Source organism: Acinetobacter sp. I-MWF (assembly GCF_025433935.1).
Classification (GTDB): Bacteria; Pseudomonadota; Gammaproteobacteria; order Pseudomonadales; family Moraxellaceae; genus Acinetobacter; species Acinetobacter guillouiae.
On record NZ_JAMBAR010000001.1, the window covers coordinates 3,395,739 to 3,414,670 of the forward strand.

Sequence of the window (18,932 nt, forward strand, 5' to 3'; positions counted from 1 at the left end):
GTTACTTTTCCTCAATCCGCGCCGCGGCACGCCCTACACCTTCAGCCAACACATTGGTTCCCAGCGCAAACAAAGCAATTAAAATCACTGGTGCAAATACTGCCCACGGTTGAACCAATAACCCAGCACGATTTTCATTAATCATCAGGCCCCAATCGGCTGCAGGAGGTGCGATACCATAACCAAGAAAAGCCAGACCAGATAACATGCCAACAGCCCACGTCAACATTACCCCAAGATGAATTAATAAGGGTGTCAGCATATTGGGTAGGATTTCACGGAATAAAATATAGCTTTTCGAATAACCTAAAATTTTTGCGGCCTCTACATACTCTTGCTCAACCAAATTTAGCGCAACACTTCGTGCAAGACGTACTACCCCAGGAATAAAAGCAATCGAAACAGTGAGCACAATCAGCCATGGCTCACGCCCTAACATCGAAACGATTAATAACACTAAAATCAGATCAGGAAATGCCATAAAAACATCGGTAAGCCAAGTCACAAACTGGTCAACTTTATCTCGTGCAAAAGCAGCCAATATGCCTAAACTGGAACCAATCATTAAAGCCACCAGACTGGCAGCGAGGGTCATCCAAATAATTGAAGCACCTCCAGCTAATACACGAGACCAAACATCATGCCCAATATAGTCATAGCCAAGAAAAGCCTGTGCTTCAGGCGCACCATAGGTCATGCCCACTAAGGCCGTTGGTTCAAAAGGAACCAGCACTGGGCCAATAAGCGCAAATATCAAAACTAAGCTTGTCACCACAAAGCCAAAACGGACTTGTCGCTCAGAAATCAAGGCTTTAAAAAACTTACGTTGATACCAATGAAGTGTACTCATTTCCCCTCTCCTGAATTGATATTCTTCAAGGCATTACGGCGATCGACAGGCTTTACCGTAATCGGTCGGCCAGATTTCCATAAACGTAATGCCTGACGTAAACCAGGTGAGCGGGCTTTATGTTTTTTTGCAGTGCGTATTTTCGGTGTGAGTAAAGTGGTCATTAAGTCTGCAATTAAATTGACCACCACCACACAGATGGTCAGCAATAACACAATCGCTTGAATGGTAGGAATATCCCGCATTTCAATTGCTGCATTCAATGCATTGCCAATTCCGGGATAACTAAATACAACCTCGATAATTAAAGCCCCACTGAGTAAAACCCGTATGGTCAATGCCGTGCCTTGTACTACGGGCACTAAAGCATTAGGTAAAACATGCTTCCAGATAATGCGATGCTCTGGAATACCGCGTAATCGTGCTGAAGTGACATAATCAGACTCTAAGGCATCGATCATTGAGCCTCGCACAAGACGCATGAGATAAGGAATAAGCGATAAAGCTAACGTTAAAATGGGTAAAATTAAAAACTCTAACTGGCTAAACGGAGACTGCCCAGGAATCAGCAATGATGCAGCGGGTAATACATGCAAGATCGAAGTTGAAAACAACATCATCAGCCAAATGGCAATGACAAATCCGGGCACTGCTTTAAAAATAATCGAGCTAGATACAATGATTCGGTCTAGTTTGCTATCACGACGTAGCGATAACCAAACCCCAAGTAAAACTGAAATCGGTACAGTGATTGCCACCACCAAGCTACTCAAAGCAAGCGTATTACCAAAATAGTTTTGAATAATCTGTAACACAGGTACATTGGAATCAATTGAGCGTCCAAAATTACCTTGTAATAATTGAGTCAGCCAATTCCAGTATTGCACCAATATCGGTTGAGTCAGCCCCAATTGTTCACGCAGTATTTGAACCGTAGCTTCTGGTGCTTCTGGCCCTAAAATGACCCGCGCAGGGTCAGATGGAAGTGCTTGAGTCGCGATAAATACAATTAAACTAATCACAAAAATCACCAAAACTCCTGACACGATACGGGTCAAAAACCAAGGTAACCATGCAGGAAATTCAAACGACTTGGCGATAGCTGAATGTTGAATCGAGGTTTCAATTTTGCTGGCTTGAGTCGTCATCATCACTCCCCTTTACGCCAAAACTCATCAGTTCGCCATGCTGCAAAACCGGTTCGATCAGGTGTTACACCACCAATCTGATGAGAATGTGCATCTAAAACATTGTTAAAACCCCAAATCAGTAAGCCACCTTGTTCATGCTGAATTTGCTGTGCCTCATGCACCAGAACTTTGCGTTTTTCCAGATCAGGCTGTTGCAATGCGTGATGCACCAGCTCAGTAAAACGGGCTTGATTAAAACGGGTTTTGTTATTGGCTGCACCGGGTCCATCAATCTGCAATACCGTCAATAAAAATGGACGAGAAACATTTGAACCTGTACTCAATGCCCAATCTTGTTTGACTGCATCTGCAAATGTTGCAGCTTCAACTTGTTTAACGTTTACAATCACACCAGCTTGCGCTGCATGTTGCGCAAACACCAAGGCGGCATTGCTATCAGGTCCCGTATATAAATCAACTTTTAAGTTTTGATCAAAACCAGCGGCTTTTAATAGTGTTTTAGCTTTGGCTAAATCTTGCTTACGTTGTGGAATTTCATGGTTATAAACAGGATCACTAAATGAATACAGATCGTTGGCAATTCGCCCTTGTCCCGCCAATGCCCGTTTCACTAAATCATCCCGATTGGCAATCAAACGAAATGCTTGTCTGACACGAGGATCATTAAACGGTGCTTTAGTGGTATTCATGTCAAAGGATTGCCAAGCATCTGTTTCAGATGAAACAACACTCAGCCGTTTATTGGCTTGAATCAAAGATAAATGCTCGGCACTAATACCCGATGCAATATCAATTTGCCCTGATTGCAAAGCAGCAAGACGCCCGGTTTGGTCTTTAAAATCTATAATTTCAATGGCATCTGCATAAGGCTGATTGTCTTTCCAATAATTTTCAAAACGTACGAAACGGGAACGTTGACCTGGGGTAAAACTTTCCAGTTTAAACGGGCCTGCCCCGACGACATTCTTGATTGGGTCATAATCTGTTGGAACAATACCACCCCAACTCATCCATGCTTCAGGTAAGGCTACTAAGCCTTTGCCTTGAGCAAATGGAATTTCAACGGTGTAATCATCACGCTTTTTAATCGCATCGCGCTGTAGTGAATACAAATAAGCCGCAAAGGGAGACGCCAGTTTAGGATCGGTCAAACGACGTAAAGAGAAAATGACATCATCGGCTGTAATGGTTTTACCATGATGAAATTCAAGCCCTTTCTTTAACCGAATCGTCCATTTAGTCCCATCCTCATTAGGTTCTGCAAATTCAGCAAGCGCCAATTTAGGTTGAATATCTCGCCCCCACTCCCATAATTTGGCATATAACGGCCAACCTCTAAAGGCACTCGACATTCCAATCGGCTTATGGGCATCTAAATTTCCAGCTTGATTACCATTAATCACCCCAATTTTGATCACTCCACCTTTTTGCGGTGTGGCATGCTGGCTTGTATGTGCAGCAGCTTCATTTGCTGCTGAGGAATCGGAACGAGAACACCCGATCAGGCTTGCTGCTGCAATCGTACCTAGACCTAAACCAGTATTTTTAATTAATGCTCTACGCGTAATTTTACTCATAGGATTCTCCTTTTAAACCACAGTTTCTTGATTCAACAGAGAATCTACAGAGGAGCGTTTTTTTAACTTCGGTAACTCAAAACCATGATCGAGCTCAAGTAAAGGAAACAACAAGTCTGCAACACGGTAAACTTCAGTGATTAAAGGAAAACCCGACAAAATAAATGCAGATGTACCGTAGCTTTCATATTCTTGGATACGTTGAGCAATATTTTCAGCGCTTCCGACCAATGCGGTCCCCGCAGCGGGATTTAAGATATCAAAGCCAAACAGTGATGGCCCTGTCCAAATATTTGGATAAATTTCAAAATCTTTAGCTTGAGGTAATATCCCCTGACGTAAGCGTTCTAAATTTTTTTGAACAATCGGGTTATTACTTTGATAGCTTTCAAAAGTTTCATTGGGTGGAAGCTGACGTTTTACTGCTTCAATCGCATAATTCACATCAATTTTATCGAGTAGAGACTGCGCGTATTGCCACGCTTCTTCTTCGGTTTCACGAACGATAATTTGTAAGCGAGTTCCATACTGCAAAGTTCGCCCAACTTTAGCGGCTTCTTTTGCAACTTTACTGAATTTTTCTCCCAGTAGCGGCGGTGTGTTGGCAAAGCTTAAATACACATCCAGCAATTCCACTGAATGTTGTACCCCTTTCGCTGATGTGCCAGCGCCCCACAGTGGTACGCCTTGTTTTTGGGTTGCCCCATGCCATTTTGACATCGGTGAAGCACCCTCTTGGCGTGGAGCCACTTGAATAAACTCACCCTGAAAACCAGATTTATCGCCTAAATAATTCTGTTGAAATGTGCTCCAATATTCTTTACTAAAGTCATAGCGTTCATCATGTGAATAATGAATACCCAATGCGGCAAGTCCCTGATCATTGCCATTGACCACATTAAACAACAAACGTCCCTGAGAAAATGCATCAAAAGTTTGTGCATATTTGGCTAAAACTGCGGGTTGAACTTCACCTGGATGCTGCGCAACCAAAAACTTCAGGCGTTCAGTAAAAGGAATTAAACTCGCAGCAACCGCCAGTGTTTCATACTCACTTGTACCCATGAGCGAACCGTAAAACCCCAGACGATCTGCGGTAATTGCAATTTGTTGCAAATGTTCATAATCGGTATCCCAGCGTCCCGACTCCAACCAAGGATAGGGACCATCAGGCGAGGTGAGATACCATAAAAGTTTTACAGCCATAATATTCTCTATATTTGTTTTTAAATCATGTTTCTAATGGAGTGGAAGTAATCCCAGTGATTTTGCTTTTTCAGTCAATCCGCTCATTTTCCACTGTTGCTGTAACACCCCTTGCCCATATGCACGACTTCCTCCAACCAGTTCTGCTAACAGTTGAATTTGAGCACCTTCTTCAAGCAATAAAATAAATTCAGCAGTTTCCTGTAGACCTTGACGCCCCCAAACTGTGGCACCGCCATTGGCTTCCAAAATAGCCCGATGCTCAATATCAATCTTGAGTTGATCTAAAATGAAATCGACTTCTGCCTGACGGCGATCGATATAAATCGGTAATTCATTAAATAAATGAAAACGCTGAACAGGCACATATCGAATCGGTAGGGTTCGGTGTGTTTGGGCCCAAGCACCTAAATTCGGTGCATGTACATGAGAGATTGTGGTGACATCTGCATGTTCACGAAACAGTTTGTTATAACGGCCACCAGCACCTTTTCGCCCCAATAAAACTTCACCATCAAGTTTCTCTACCAGTACTTTGCTTTTTTTATCTCGTGACCAAGGACCTGCATAGTTAAAGGTCACCAAGGTATTCTCAGGGGCGCGTTCAACAAAATTGACTGTGCCATTGGCAGTGATTGTGCCCGTCTCACGGAACACCTCAAATGCAAATTCAGCTTTTTCACGGTTACGTTCAATAAAATCATTGAGTTCAGGTGAAAGTGGCGATTGAATCAGTGTAGTCATGATAAATATCCTGTTTTAACGTTGTTTATTTTGGCGACGCTTTAAAACTTCGAGTAATGGGCGATGATCGACCCATGTATTAAGGTCGACGTCTTTTTCAAGGAAGCCATGTAACCAAAGAAAATCTTTTTGTTGTTTTAAAAGCTCAAGGCGTTCTTCACTTAATGAAGGGTGTAAAGATTTATGAAAATTATTACGATACGCTGTAGCCACACTTTCAGCACCCGCAATGGTTTCATCTTGTAGAATAACCAGCACTTCATCTAAATGATCTTCTGCCCAGTCTGCGGTATCAAAAAGCTCTTCCAGAAAATCCACGACGACATCAAAGTGATGTTCCAATAAATCTTCATGTACCGTGATAGGACGAGGTGTCCCGTTGTTCACACGTGAAGTCACATCTGCAAATTGATCTAAATCGATACCGACTTTTAAACCACGTTTGGTGGCAGCCTCAACAGCCGATGCCCCTTTGACATACACGGCATCCACCTCACCTGTAATCAAGGCATCAAGGCCTGACCAATAGGCACTGGCATCACGATCTTGTTTCGATTCAGCTCGCTCAGGAACTTCAATAAAATCAACATCACGAAAACTTAAATTTGCAAGTTGTAAAGCCCCTCGAATACCTTGTAATGACATGGCTCTAAAAATACTGCCTGCACGTTTATCGGCATATTCAGGTAAAGCCACTTTGGCATTTTTTAAGTCTTCAGGTTGACGAATTGCTGAATCAGGTCGAACAATAATCACTTGCCATTCATCAATCCAAGTTAATCCAATCAGACGACTTGGGGCACCTTCTGAACGTGCAGCCAAAGCAGGTACATTGCCACCCTCACGGAATAAAGCCGGAAGCTGATGATCAAAATGATGCACAGACAAGCCTTTACGTGCATCTTGCAATACCGCAACATCAATACCATGTCGCTCAAATTTTTCGACCAAGGTGCCACGTTTTAATGAGATTCCTGTTGCAGTGGGTACTGGACATCGTGTGACCCAAATTTCAGATAAAGTACTTTTTACAAATTCTTTAGAATTTTCTTTTTTATCGACGACAAGTGACATAGGTATTCCTTAAGATACTTCCAATTTCATATCACTTGTATTGAGCAGCTTTTATGCCAATATTTATTTTTATAATTTTCAATGTTTTATGTAAAATCCAATTTTAATAAATGTTTAGATTTCATCACTTGTTTTAGATTTAGTGTTGTTTTATCAACAGCACTTTAAGCAAGCCTGCCCTGAGACAAAAACCCCATCCGCTTTATTTTTGATTGAACAGATTTATGTGATTTAAAGCGCCTCATTGAATCAACATACAGCACCATATAAAAATATAGTGCTGTATCGCTTAAATTAAAAATCGATAGAAGCCGACAGCATATAAGTTCGAGGTGCGCCCAAGGCTAAACTGGACAATTGTGGCATGCCCCAATAGGCCTTATTGGTCACGTTATTGATACTCGCAGCTAAGCTCAGTGGAAAACTTGAAACATTGGTCTTATATCTCGCCCCAACATCAAATAGTGTTCGTCCAGAAGCATGTAGTGTATTTTCCTGATTGATATATTGCTTTGAAACTGCTGTGGCATTTCCAGTCAAGGTTAAACCCTGCAACATCGAAATATCCCACTCCATGCCTAATTTCGCCTGTTGCTTGGCAACCCCAGTCGCAGTATTGCCTTGGTTTTTACCACCTGCAGTTTTGGTTAATTCAGGATCAATATAGGCAACACCACCGATTACACGAAGATTCGCAATAGGTGCTCCAAAGAAGCTCCATTCAATTCCTCTATTGCGCTGCTCGCCATCAGCAGTAAAAACATTGCTGATGGGATCGGTATAGCTACTTGGTTTTTCAATTTCAAACAGACTCAAAGTATTTGAGAATTTACCCAAGTCTACTTTAACCCCAAGCTCTTTTTGTTTTGTTTTAAAAGGTGCAAAAACTTCGCCCGCATTTGCTGCAGTATACGGTGCAGTTGAGCCTTGGCTTAAGCCTTCAATATAGTTTGCATATAAGGAAATATGCTCTGTGGCTTTAAACAATATCGCAGCCCCAGGTGTGGTAGCACTTTCATCATAACGTGATGTCCGACTGCCTGTAACAATATTAAAAGCTTCACTCAGCACATTCTGTTGTCGTACACCCAAGGTCAATTGGACTTGATCTTGAGCAAAAGATAAGGTGTCCGCAATCCCATAACTGTTTAAACGAGATGCTGTTTTAGAAATATGTGGCGCATTAAAGTGAACTGGATTTCCCCAAACTGGATGATAAAGATTGGTGATCCATTCAGCCCCAGCCACGTTTCTTACCCCATAGTCATTTTGATCATGTTGGTAATACGTTGCATTGACAACCCATTGGTGACCAATAGATCCTGTATCAAATTTTCCTTTTATGCCCAGATCAGCTGATTTCTTTTCAAGATCAAAAGCCAACTGACCAATCTTGGTTTCGAGCCTGCCTTGACTGTCGAGCACGGTCGCTGACATGGCACCATTATATTTATAATCGGTTTTACTTTGTCCATAAGCGGCATATGCCATAACTCGATCACTCAAGTCATATTCGCCACGAAGCATAGCGCCCTTATCTTTGGTTTCAACAAAAGACCAGTCTGGATTTAATAGTGTGTCTGGTTTTGGTGGTTTAGGAATCGCAACCCCTGAGAGTAAATTAATCCCACGGTTGACACCATCTACTCGATCTTCAGCTGTATAGAGGTCTGCTGAAATATGTGCACGTTCACCACGCCAATCCAGACCTAAAGAAACTAAGGCTGTTTTTTTATCTTGGTCCTTAATAGCCCCTGTTCCATCACGATATACTGTATTTAAACGTACACCAAAATCTTTATTTTGACCGAAACGTCTGCCGATATCGAGATGACCACCAAACTGTGAATCAGACATATAGGTCGCGGTAAAACGTTGCAATGGATCATCGCCTGCACGCTTGCTGACTAAATTGACCATGCCTCCCACAGATCCTGCTGGCGGCATCCCATTGAGTAATGCTGTAGGTCCTTTGAGGACCTCGATTCGTTCAAACATTTCAGGAGAGCTTCGATAAAAAGGTGTGATGCCAAACATGCCGTTCATTGACATATCACTTGTACTCGAAGCAAAGCCACGAATATAGTAGTTTTCACTCCATCCGCCACTGGCACCATTGGTAAATACCGAAGGGTCGGTTTTAGCAATGACATCTGTAATATCTTTTGCCTGTTGATTTTCAATATATTGGTCTGTATAGCCAATGCTATTAAATGGCGTTTCTAAAAAGCCTTTCTCACCTAAAAAACCCAACTTATTCTGCGAAGAAATCTGCCCCGCTAAAACACTGTTTTTTTCATTCACAGCTTGTACATGGATGGTGGGTAAATTTTGCAATACCTCGCGATCTGATGATGGCAGATCAGGTGTTTGCGCATGAATTGTTGAGATCGGAATCACCAAAGTTAATCCGAAACCCAACAACAGTTGAGCAGAAATCAAGTTTTTCAGTTTAAATTGCGGGCTTAAATCTCGGCACTGTGGTTTCAAAGCGTGCTGAAAAAGTGGTCGACCATATTTCATATACAAATTTCCTTTCATTTTTTAAGCACAAGTTTCCCTATCACACTTTTTTTATTGAAAAGTATGCTGTAGTCACTTGTTCACGGTATGAGTGTTTTGGCTAGAGCTTATCTGGCTATAAATTTATCGTGTAAAGACCTAATTCATAGCTGATACCCCTTGATGACATCATCAATTAAAATATGCATGGAGGTTGGGCTTGCCGCAGTGATGTACCAAGCATCTGCATCAACAAAAACTACTTTGCCATTTTTCCATGCTTTGGTTTGGCGTAATAAAGGATTACTCATCCGCTCAGCATCAATCGTCGGACGATGTTCCATGACGGCTGTACGATCGACGATATACAAAATATCGGGATCAGCCTGTTTGATAAATTCACTAGAAATCGGTTGACCATGCAAACTTGTATCTACCACTGTACTGGCTGGTTTTACTCCAAATGCATTAAATACAAAGCCATAACGTGACTGAACCCCAAAGTTGCTAAAGGCACCATTGTTATGTAAGACCACCAAAGCTTTTTCAGGACGATTTGCAGTTATTTTTCGTACTTCTGCTAATTTGGCATCCAATGCATCTACTTTTTGCGTTGCCAATTGCTGTTGATTAAAGATCTGGCCTAAAGTGATCAAATGCGCTTTAATCGCCTCAATGTGATGCTGCTGACTGTTATTGAAATTGATGTCATAGTGCACAGTCGGAGCAATTTCACTCAACGCTTGATACTGATTTGCTTGCAGTGGCGTCATTAAGATGATGTCTGGTTTGAGTGTGTAAATCCGTTCCATATTGGGTTGAACAATCGCACCTAGATCTTGAACCTTTTGATCATCTTTATACTTTTGCAAAAAATGTGGTACATAATCTTTAGGCATACCCGCAATAGGAATACTCAGTTGATCAAGAAAATCAGCTTCATTCATATCCAATACCGCAGCACGTTGAGGATGATAGGCAATGCTGGTGGTTCCTAGTTCATGTTTAACCATGATCGGGGTTGCTAATTTTTGAGCGCCTTGGTTCGCATCAGCAGCAGGTTTTTTGTCACATCCCGATAAGCTGATTACGGCTATCATGCTCAGCGCCAGTGTCCAGTCGTTATTTTTCCATTTCATGTGTATTCAAGCTCCTGTTGAGTTGAAGTAGTTGCACATACAGCCTTGTTCACTGTAGGTAATTTCAAAATCAAGTTCATACAAATCATCTAATTGTTGCGCAGTAATCACCTGTTTGACTGGACCACTAAAACGCAGTTTGCCGTTCTTCAAGGCAACAATATGGTCAGAATAATTCGCTGCAAAATTGATGTCATGAATCACCAGAATCACGGTACGCCCCTGTTCATCACATAACCGACGTAAAGCATGCATGATCTGAACAGCATGTTTCATATCAAGATTATTTAAAGGCTCGTCCAATAAAAGTACTTCAGTCTGCTGAGCAATGGTCATCGCCAGAAAAGCCATCTGCCGTTGACCACCACTCAGTTCATCGATATAGGCTTTACGTAATGCTTCTAAATTTAGAAATTGAATTGCCTCATCAATCACCTGATGATCGTTTGCAGTCAAAGCACCACCGCTATAAGGGAAACGTCCAAATGACACCAGTTCTTCTACGCTCATACGTAAGTTAAAGCTTGGAGACTGTCGTAAGGTTGCAACATATTTGGCATATTCAGCTGTTCGGATCTGGGTTATATCTTTCTGTTGAAATAAAATTTGACCTTGATCAGGGCTCGATAAATTCGCCAGCATCATCAATAATGTTGATTTACCCGCCCCATTTGGACCAATGAGTGAAGTCACCTGCTTTTCAGGAAATTCAATATTGACATCCGAAAGCACATTTTTTCCCCCATAGGATTTATGGATATTACGCACCCTAATCATGAAACACCTCTGGCACGAACTGTCAGTACAAGAAAGTACACACCACATACCAAATTGACTAAAATACTGACTGTCGTTTTATAATTAAAAACATGCTCAACTAAAATCTGAGCGAGAATAAATATGGCGATCGCAACAACACAGCCGATAACTAAGGTAAATTTATGTTGATGCGTTCCAGCGAGTGCATAAGCAATATTGGCAATAAATACCCCCATAAATGCGGTAGGGCCAATCAAGCTGGTTGAAATTGCAACCAAGACGGCAATCAAGGCAAGATAAAATTTGACGTATTGATGATGATCAATCCCCAATGAAATTGCCTGTTCACGACCGAGCACCATCACATCCAAAACAGCATATTTTTTTCTCAGTAACCCAAGAACCATAACGACCGTCACCACTGCATAAATTAATGTTTCAGGTTGAGAACGATTAAATGATGCATAACTGAGCCCTTGAAATACTGAAAACTCACCGGGGCTTATTTTGAGCTGGATAAACTGAGTGACGGTACCAATCACCATGGTGAGTACTAAGCCAAATAACAGCAGTTGAAAGACATCATTGCGCACTCGGGTCAACAACCAACGGTGCATTGCCCACGAATAAAACAGCATCAGCATGATTGAAACAAAGAAATTTCCATTTAAACCCAACCATGACAATCCAGAAGTGCCAAGAAAAAACAGCAACATGACCTGCCATAACAAATAGACGGCTTCATAGCCCATGATGGATGGGGTTAAAATACGATTGCCGACGATGGTCTGAAAGATAATCGAAGAAAATGCAACACATATTCCGCCAAGCACGATGGTGGCGAGCCGAACCAGCCGTTGCGGAATGACATAATCAAAATCAAATCCTGCATTTAGAAAGACAAACAATACCGCCAGTACCATTACGCCGAATACCAGCATCGATAGCTTCAACTTTGTCACGATCGAAGCCCCCTCAGAATCAACATCAGGAATAAAACCCCACCGACACCACCTGCAGTTAAACCAATCGGCACTTCAAAGGGATAAAGTACAGAACGTCCGATAAGGTCACAGACCAGCAGTAAAGAAGCACCTGCCAAAGCCACAATAGGTAAGGTTTTTGCCAAGTTTTCGCCATACATCAAGGCAACCAGATTGGGAACCACCAATCCTACAAAAGGAATAGCGCCAACGGTAATCACCGTTGCTGCAACAGTGATTGCAACCAGCAACAAGCCAATTGCAGCCATCCTTGCATAGCCTAGCCCCAGACTTGAGGCCATTTCCTCGCCCATCCCCAGTACCGTAAAGCGATGAGCAAAAATATAGCTCAGTACCACGATGGGCAAAATGATATAAATCATTTCATAGTGGCCTTGAATGACTCTTGAAAAGTCCCCCATCAGCCAGCCTTGCATGCTCTGCAAAATATTATTGCGATAAGCATAGAACTCTGCCAATGCACTCAATATGCCGCCATACATCAAACCAATCACAGGCACTAAAACGGTATTCCTAAATTGGATACGGCGAATGATGGCGATATAAATCAGACTGGCAAGGAAACAAAAAAGCATCGCAAACAGCATTTTACTGAGTACACTTGCGGCTGGAATAAGGGTTAATGACACTAAAATTCCAAGCTTGGCGGCATCCAAACTCCCAGTTGTACCCGGTTCAACAAAACGATTTCGGACAATATGCTGTAAGATCACACCACACACTGACAAGCCCACACCCGTTAATACAATCGTGATCAAACGTGGAATCCGACTTGCACTAAGGGTGAGCCATGCATCACTCGATGCAGAAAATAAATCTGACCATGCGATTTGCTGAGCACCCAGCAGTAAGGATGCGATGCACAACATACCAAACAGCAACAATAAAACGACAGGCATTAGGCATGCTCTCCGACCTGTACATTTTTGCCTAGTCGCCATCCTTTAACCGCCTGCCCCTGCGCTAAATAACGGGCATAATGTCCATGCAACAAGCGTAATTGTGCGGGTGTTCCCTGCTCAATCACTCGGCCTTTTTCCAATACCGCGATGTGATCTGCAGCAGCAATTGTCGAGAGTTGATGTGCGATCACCAATATTGTTTTTTGACCCCGTAAGCGATTCAGCAATTCACAAATAATCGCCTGATTTTCTGCATCTAAAGCAGCAGTTGCTTCATCCACCAAAAGAATAGGTGCGTCTTTAATCAATGCGCGTGCAATGGTAATCCGTTGTCGTTCACCGCCTGATAGTCGTACACCACCCTCTCCCACCATGCTTTCAAGACCATCAGGAAGGCGCGCCAGCATTTCTGTGATGCCCGCTTGCTGGACTGCCTGCATCACCTGTTCATCGGTTGCATTGGCTTTACCCATACGAATATTCTGAGCAATCGAGCCCGAAAACAAATAGTTGTCTTGAAAGATTTGACTGATCTGTGTAGTCAGTTGTTCATAGCGTAATTGCTTGACATCCACCCCACCTAACAGCACTTTCCCTTGATTGACATCAAAAAAACGAGCCACGAGCTTGGCTAAAGTGGTTTTTCCAGAACCAGAAGCACCTATCAGCGCCATCATACTGCCTGAGGGGATATATAAATCCACACCCTTTAAGACATCAGGCTCATCCTCTGCATAACGGAATTGAACATTTTTAAATTCAATCGATGCATCATTCGGGCTTTTAGAAATTTCAACTTGTGCTAATGCTTTGGCGTTAAAAATCTGTTGTATGGCTTCAAGTTGACTGCCTGCACTACGCAATACTTCGCTATAGCTTGCAACCTCAAGCAAGGTGTCAATAAATCGACAAACTAAGAGCAGTGAAACGGTAATGTTGACAATGTCTGCCAATAAGAGCTGATTTACGCTGTGGATGTTCAGCCAAAACACCGTAACAATCAAAAATACCGCAAACACAATTTGAATGGCCCAGCTATTCAATACCGCCGATAAGGACGACATTAAAATAAGCTTTAAACCGAAATGTCGTTGCTGGTCTACGGCTTGATGAATAAATCGGGTGCTACGACCTTCACCATTAAAAGCACGTAAAACGGATTGAGCTTGCGCGAACTCCACCATACGTTGGCTTGTTTCAGCAAAACTCTGTTGGTATCGCTCATCTGTAAAACGGGCAATTTTACTGGTCAATCTAAATATCAGCACAATCAGCGGAAGCGCAACCAATGCAATCAAGCCGAACACACCATGTATACATAACAATGCGATGACAATGACCAAAGGCGTGATCACACTGCTAATCACAGGGGTAAAAACGTGCGCTGGTAATTGCGCAACCGACATCATGCCTTGAGTGACAAGATGATTGAATTGAGTGGTATTTTGTTGGATAAACCAACCGACAGGTAGACTTGCGGCATGATGCCCCAAACGCAGACGGGCATTTTCTAAAACAGCAATACCAACAGCAATTCCCATTTGCTCCACTACACGGCGAAGACACCAACACAGAATGATTGCAAAAAATAATAAGATCAGCCAAAGCGCCATTTGATCAAGATTACCGAGCATCAATTGAGACAAAATCAACGCCAACATGATCAGGCTCAGGCCACAAAACACAGCATATACAACTGCCATCGCCAGATAACGGTGAAGAATAGTGACATCATCACCCAGCAATTGAGAAAAGGTTTTTAGCATGATGCTTCTCCCATTTGCGTGTGAACATGCTTTTCGGTATAGGACCATAATTGGTGATATAAACCTTGCTGAGCGAACAACGCTTCATGGGTCCCCTGTTCAACAATTTTTCCTTGATCAAGGACAAGAATTTGGTCAGCATTCATAATGGTATCTAAACGATGTGCAATAACTAAAAGGGTTCGACCTTGGGCAAATTTTGAAAGAGCATCCTGAATTGCAATTTTATTTTCAATATCAGCGGCAGCTGTGGCCTCATCCAGCACCAATATCGGTGGGTCCAGTAAAATTGCTCTGGCAATACTAATCCTTTGTCTTTCACCCCCTGACAACTGGGCATCTTTCCCCACAATAGATTGATAGCCTTGTGGCAACGCCATAATTCGATCATGAATATTTGCCGCCTTTGCTGCGTGTTCTATTTCTTGTTGGCTAGCATTTAGACGTCCGAGTGCAATATTGTCACGTACACTGGCATGAATGAGACGGGTATCCTGCAAAACAAATCCGATCTGTTGATAAAGTGTGGTGGTTTGAATATCGCGTAGATCTACGCCACCAAGGATGATCTTTCCTGCAACAGGATCAAAAAAGCGTAGCAACAGCTGAGCAATGGTTGACTTCCCTGCACCCGATGGACCGACAATTGCAGTGATGGTTCCAGACTTAAGTGAAAAATTCAGATCCGATAGCACTTGATGCTGCGCTGTATAGCCATAGCTGACTTGATGAAAATCAATACTGCTGTCTTTAATCTGTAATTGTGGATTCCCTTTAGCCATTGGCAATACTGGTGTATCCAATAATGCCAAAATTCGCTGCGCGGCAGCCTGACTGGCCTGTAGATCATGTAATAAGGTATGCAACAATAAAACAGGGGCACAGATGGTTGGTGTAATCAACATAAAAGGCAGTAAATTTATGGGTTTAAGCCAACCCAAAGAAATCAATAGTGTTCCACTCAGCAGTACAACACCTAATATGGTGATCGGTGAAATCATCGCATGGGCATGCGCCATAGATTTGACTAAGGGACGAGTAAATATTCGAAAAGCATCTGCAAAGGAATGAACGGCCTGCTGATAGCCCTGTGAAGCCTGACCAGTTTTGCCAAAGGTTTTGACGACGGGTATCGCATGAATAAATTCAACAGCGGCACTATTGATCTGACCCAGCTGAGTGGCAAATTGCTGAATATTATTTTCACTAGCACGCATGGCCTTACGTAAAAATATGACAAAGCCTAAAAATGGCAACAATGCTAAAATTGCCATGCGCCAATCCATCATCAATAGAAAAATTACAGCAACACTAATTGTGCCGAATGCACGTCCAACAGCGGGATAAAAATGTGCAGTTAAACTATGCAACAGACCAATGTCATCCTGCATGATTTGTTTAACTTCTCCCGAACTTCTGCCTGTAAACCAACCCAGAGGAACTTGAGTCAGATGCTGGGTTATATTGCTTTGCAATTGCCCAGTAATTTCATGATCAGCCAAATGCGCGATTAACTCACTGACAGTCAACAAAAACATGCCGAGCAACAAACACCCGATACTGAGTAACATCATCCATAGGATTTTATCATCACCCTGTTGTGCTCCACCAAGTGTAGTTACTTCGGTAAATATAGTACTGATCACCCATGTAATCGCAATCAAAGGCACCAAGGTGAGCATTGAACCAACCGCTGCTGTGACCGAAGCCAGAATTAACTTGAGCCGAATTGGATGCAATATAAAATTCAATGGATTTGAATACTGAGCCTGAACTTCTTTTACATGACTTGCACACATAACAGTAAAAATCCTGTGTCTGATCGTTCATATCCATCTGCTTTTGGTCAGTTGATTCTGACTAAAACTCCGCTAGATATGCCATCAAACAATAATGAGAATTAATATCAATAGATTTAGTTGCATTGTAGTAAACTAATTAAGCAAAGTAAACGATTTGACCCTCATCCATTCACATGGCAACATTAAAAAATTAATTTTTACGGAATAAATATGTCTTCTCTGAGCAAACCGTCTTCTCGCGGTCGCCCACGTACCATCACCCATGAACGCATCATGAATGCTGGGATTGAGATCGGTTTATTGAACCTTACATTTGTTGGCGTTGCAGCTGCACTTGGGGTCAGTCATATGGCGTTATACAAACATATTGCCAGTTTAGAAGATCTTAAATATTTGATTGCAGAAGAAATTTTTATTCGTTGGGAAATACCGCAGCCTTTAGAAAAAAATCCGATTCCATTAAAACAATACCTGTTTGAATTTATGCATTCAATTCGGGAACTGGTGAAGTCCAACCCTGGTTTTACCCCCTATTTAATTCGTCGCATGGCATCTACACCTTCAATGATTGCCAAAATTGAAAAACATCATCATCAAGTTGCGGCGGCTTATTCTCTTTCTGAAAAGCAGGCGGGCTGGTTAAATGCAACCATTGCATTTCACTGTATCGCGGTTGCAGATACGATTTATTCTGTAGCGGGTAAAGAACCGATTAAAGACACCCAACGTGCCGCTGAAGAAGCAGAAATGGAGGCGGAATTTATCCAGAGTATGGAAGCATTAATCATTGGGGCACTAACCATGATCAATCAAAGAGATGATTTAAAATAACCAGATATAAGACTTTATAGATTCAGGCTGTCTTTAACAGCTGATTCGCTAAGATCATTGTGCAATGGCTAAGCTACAAATTAAATTTTCCCTAAATTAAAAAAATCAGTCTTGAATGGACAAAACTGATTTTTAAAAAAGTATAAAGCATGATGAAAAGAACGTATTTATGCAGATAAATCCACACATAGATATTTCATTTCGAGATATTCATCAATACCAAATTTAGAACCTTCACGTCCCAGACCTGATTGTTTGATTCCACCAAATGGCGCAACTTCATTTGAAATAGCACCAGTATTAATACCAACCATGCCATATTCCAATGCTTCACCTACACGCCATTGACGTGCTGAACTCTGTGTAAACACATAAGTCGCCAGTCCAAACTCAGTATCATTTGCCATTGCCACAGCTTGTTCTTCATTGCTGAAACGGAATAATGCAGCCAAAGGACCAAAGGTTTCTTGCTTTGCAACGTGCATGTCTTGAGTCACCTCAGTTAACACCGTCGGCTCAAAGAAAGTTCCGCCTAAACTTGAACGTTTTCCGCCAATTTTAATCTGTGCCCCTTTGCTGATTGCATCTGCAATATGTGATTGCACTTTAGCAACAGCATCTTCATCAATTAAAGGGCCTTGAGTTGAGCCTTCTTGACGACCATCGCCAACTTGTAAGTTCGCCACAGCAGCCGTCAATTTTTCAGCCAATGCATCGTAAATACCATCTTGTACATAGATACGATTCGCGCAAACACAGGTCTGACCACTATTGCGGAATTTACTCAGCATAATGCCTTGTACGGCTTGTTCCAGATTGGCATCATCAAAAACCAGTACTGGTGCGTTGCCACCAAGCTCCAGTGATAATTTTTTGATTGTTGGCGCACACTGTTGCATTAAAATACGGCCCACTTGAGTTGAACCCGTAAAACTCAACTTTTTAACAGTATCACTTTCACACAGTGTTTTACCAACTTCAATTGCATCACCACTGATATGAAGCAATACATCTTGTGGCAAACCCGCTTGCACTGCCAAGACTTCTAAAGCATACGCCGTTAATGGCGTTTGCTCCGCAGGCTTAACCAGCATCGAACAACCCGCAGCAATGGCAGGCGCAGCTTTACGGGTAATCATCGCCGCAGGGAAATTCCATGGCGTAATCGCAGCTGTTACCCCAATCGCTTGCTTAATAACCAGCAAACGCTGATTTGGCTGTGTTGGGGTCAGTACCTCACCATCAATACGACGCGCCTGTTCGGCAAACCAGCGAATAAATGATGCCGCATAAGTAATTTCACCACGTGCTTCCAACAAAGGCTTACCTTGCTCTGCGGTCAAAATTTGTGCGAGTTGCTCCTGATTTTGCAAAATCAAGTTGTACCATGCCCACAACACATCCGCACGCTGCAAGGCTGTTTTTGCTTTCCACATTCTTTGTGCAGCTTGTGAACGGATAATTGCTTGTTCGACCGCCTGACGATCATATGCTTTCACCCATGCTAATGGCACATGAGTTGCAGCATCACTCACTTCGATGTAACCACCATTTAACGGTTGTTCAAAGTGAATATCTGCATGCTGTAATAAATATTTCAAATGATCTTGAAGCATTTCAATCTC

15 protein-coding genes are annotated in these 18,932 nt (G+C 42.3%); 1 reads left to right on the forward strand and 14 read right to left on the reverse strand.

The annotated features are described in order from the left end of the window. Nucleotide 1 precedes the first annotated feature (1 nt). From M2R48_RS15630 to M2R48_RS15690, 13 genes are all read right to left on the reverse strand, one after another. Entirely contained in the window at nucleotides 2-850 is an 849-nt protein-coding gene (locus M2R48_RS15630) for an ABC transporter permease (RefSeq protein WP_262086668.1), read from the reverse strand. After that, nucleotides 847-1,998, reverse strand: coding sequence for an ABC transporter permease (locus M2R48_RS15635; RefSeq protein WP_262087513.1), 1,152 nt, complete (start codon nucleotides 1,996-1,998; stop codon nucleotides 847-849). The genes M2R48_RS15630 and M2R48_RS15635 overlap by 4 nt, the downstream gene beginning before the upstream one ends. Nucleotides 1,999-2,000: 2 nt before the next feature. Next, complete coding sequence (locus tag M2R48_RS15640; RefSeq protein ID WP_262086669.1) at nucleotides 2,001-3,578, reverse strand: ABC transporter substrate-binding protein; 1,578 nt, start codon at nucleotides 3,576-3,578, stop codon at nucleotides 2,001-2,003. Between the two features lie 12 nt (nucleotides 3,579-3,590). Then, nucleotides 3,591-4,784: an LLM class flavin-dependent oxidoreductase gene (locus M2R48_RS15645; protein ID WP_004823401.1), complete on the reverse strand. Its 1,194-nt coding sequence runs from the start codon at nucleotides 4,782-4,784 to the stop codon at nucleotides 3,591-3,593. Between the two features lie 33 nt (nucleotides 4,785-4,817). Then, nucleotides 4,818-5,528, reverse strand: coding sequence for a class II aldolase/adducin family protein (locus M2R48_RS15650; RefSeq protein WP_262086670.1), 711 nt, complete (start codon nucleotides 5,526-5,528; stop codon nucleotides 4,818-4,820). Between the two features lie 15 nt (nucleotides 5,529-5,543). Further along, entirely contained in the window at nucleotides 5,544-6,602 is a 1,059-nt protein-coding gene (locus tag M2R48_RS15655; protein WP_154130563.1) for an ABC transporter substrate-binding protein, read from the reverse strand. 294 nt (nucleotides 6,603-6,896) lie between these two features. Continuing rightward, nucleotides 6,897-9,125: a TonB-dependent receptor gene (locus tag M2R48_RS15660; protein ID WP_262086671.1), complete on the reverse strand. Its 2,229-nt coding sequence runs from the start codon at nucleotides 9,123-9,125 to the stop codon at nucleotides 6,897-6,899. Nucleotides 9,126-9,268: 143 nt separating this feature from the next. Next, nucleotides 9,269-10,243 carry a siderophore ABC transporter substrate-binding protein gene (locus M2R48_RS15665; RefSeq protein ID WP_262086672.1) on the reverse strand — a complete coding sequence of 325 codons (975 nt, stop codon included), beginning with the start codon at nucleotides 10,241-10,243 and terminating at the stop codon, nucleotides 9,269-9,271. Nucleotides 10,244-10,249: 6 nt separating this feature from the next. Then, entirely contained in the window at nucleotides 10,250-11,020 is a 771-nt protein-coding gene (locus tag M2R48_RS15670; protein WP_262086673.1) for an ABC transporter ATP-binding protein, read from the reverse strand. Continuing rightward, nucleotides 11,017-11,943, reverse strand: a complete 927-nt coding sequence (locus M2R48_RS15675) for an iron chelate uptake ABC transporter family permease subunit (protein ID WP_262087514.1) — start codon at nucleotides 11,941-11,943, stop codon at nucleotides 11,017-11,019. Before M2R48_RS15675 ends, M2R48_RS15670 begins: the two co-directional genes overlap by 4 nt. A 17-nt stretch (nucleotides 11,944-11,960) precedes the next feature. Next, a complete protein-coding gene (locus M2R48_RS15680; RefSeq protein ID WP_004717542.1) occupies nucleotides 11,961-12,905 on the reverse strand; it encodes an ABC transporter permease in 945 nt (314 codons plus the stop codon). Next, nucleotides 12,905-14,674, reverse strand: a complete 1,770-nt coding sequence (locus M2R48_RS15685; RefSeq protein ID WP_262086674.1) for an ABC transporter ATP-binding protein — start codon at nucleotides 14,672-14,674, stop codon at nucleotides 12,905-12,907. The genes M2R48_RS15680 and M2R48_RS15685 overlap by 1 nt, the downstream gene beginning before the upstream one ends. Next, nucleotides 14,668-16,473 carry an ABC transporter ATP-binding protein gene (locus M2R48_RS15690; RefSeq protein WP_262086675.1) on the reverse strand — a complete coding sequence of 602 codons (1,806 nt, stop codon included), beginning with the start codon at nucleotides 16,471-16,473 and terminating at the stop codon, nucleotides 14,668-14,670. The genes M2R48_RS15685 and M2R48_RS15690 overlap by 7 nt, the downstream gene beginning before the upstream one ends. A gap of 213 nt (nucleotides 16,474-16,686) precedes the next feature. Here M2R48_RS15690 and M2R48_RS15695 point away from each other — a divergent pair, with 213 nt between their 5' ends. Next, a complete protein-coding gene (locus M2R48_RS15695) occupies nucleotides 16,687-17,307 on the forward strand; it encodes a TetR/AcrR family transcriptional regulator (protein ID WP_004823413.1) in 621 nt (206 codons plus the stop codon). 167 nt (nucleotides 17,308-17,474) lie between these two features. Here the strand turns inward: M2R48_RS15695 and M2R48_RS15700 are convergent, their stop codons facing one another. Then, nucleotides 17,475-18,923, reverse strand: coding sequence for an NAD-dependent succinate-semialdehyde dehydrogenase (locus tag M2R48_RS15700; RefSeq protein ID WP_239045124.1), 1,449 nt, complete (start codon nucleotides 18,921-18,923; stop codon nucleotides 17,475-17,477). Nucleotides 18,924-18,932 lie beyond the last annotated feature (9 nt).

What these genes read in the sequence shown, in the direction of transcription:
- M2R48_RS15635 (WP_262087513.1), bottom strand. Translation starts at nt 1,998, where the DNA reads ATGACGACTCAAGCCAGCAAAATTGAAACCTCGATTCAACATTCAGCT.
- M2R48_RS15640 (WP_262086669.1), bottom strand. Translation starts at nt 3,578, where the DNA reads ATGAGTAAAATTACGCGTAGAGCATTAATTAAAAATACTGGTTTAGGT.
- M2R48_RS15645 (WP_004823401.1), bottom strand. Translation starts at nt 4,784, where the DNA reads ATGGCTGTAAAACTTTTATGGTATCTCACCTCGCCTGATGGTCCCTAT.
- M2R48_RS15660 (WP_262086671.1), bottom strand. Translation starts at nt 9,125, where the DNA reads ATGAAATATGGTCGACCACTTTTTCAGCACGCTTTGAAACCACAGTGC.
- M2R48_RS15680 (WP_004717542.1), bottom strand. Translation starts at nt 12,905, where the DNA reads ATGCCTGTCGTTTTATTGTTGCTGTTTGGTATGTTGTGCATCGCATCC.
- M2R48_RS15665 (WP_262086672.1), bottom strand. Translation starts at nt 10,243, where the DNA reads ATGAAATGGAAAAATAACGACTGGACACTGGCGCTGAGCATGATAGCC.
- M2R48_RS15655 (WP_154130563.1), bottom strand. Translation starts at nt 6,602, where the DNA reads ATGTCACTTGTCGTCGATAAAAAAGAAAATTCTAAAGAATTTGTAAAA.
- M2R48_RS15650 (WP_262086670.1), bottom strand. Translation starts at nt 5,528, where the DNA reads ATGACTACACTGATTCAATCGCCACTTTCACCTGAACTCAATGATTTT.
- M2R48_RS15630 (WP_262086668.1), bottom strand. Translation starts at nt 850, where the DNA reads ATGAGTACACTTCATTGGTATCAACGTAAGTTTTTTAAAGCCTTGATT.
- M2R48_RS15670 (WP_262086673.1), bottom strand. Translation starts at nt 11,020, where the DNA reads ATGATTAGGGTGCGTAATATCCATAAATCCTATGGGGGAAAAAATGTG.
- M2R48_RS15685 (WP_262086674.1), bottom strand. Translation starts at nt 14,674, where the DNA reads ATGCTAAAAACCTTTTCTCAATTGCTGGGTGATGATGTCACTATTCTT.
- M2R48_RS15695 (WP_004823413.1), top strand. Translation starts at nt 16,687, where the DNA reads ATGTCTTCTCTGAGCAAACCGTCTTCTCGCGGTCGCCCACGTACCATC.
- M2R48_RS15675 (WP_262087514.1), bottom strand. Translation starts at nt 11,943, where the DNA reads ATGCTGGTATTCGGCGTAATGGTACTGGCGGTATTGTTTGTCTTTCTA.
- M2R48_RS15700 (WP_239045124.1), bottom strand. Translation starts at nt 18,923, where the DNA reads ATGCTTCAAGATCATTTGAAATATTTATTACAGCATGCAGATATTCAC.
- M2R48_RS15690 (WP_262086675.1), bottom strand. Translation starts at nt 16,473, where the DNA reads ATGTGTGCAAGTCATGTAAAAGAAGTTCAGGCTCAGTATTCAAATCCA.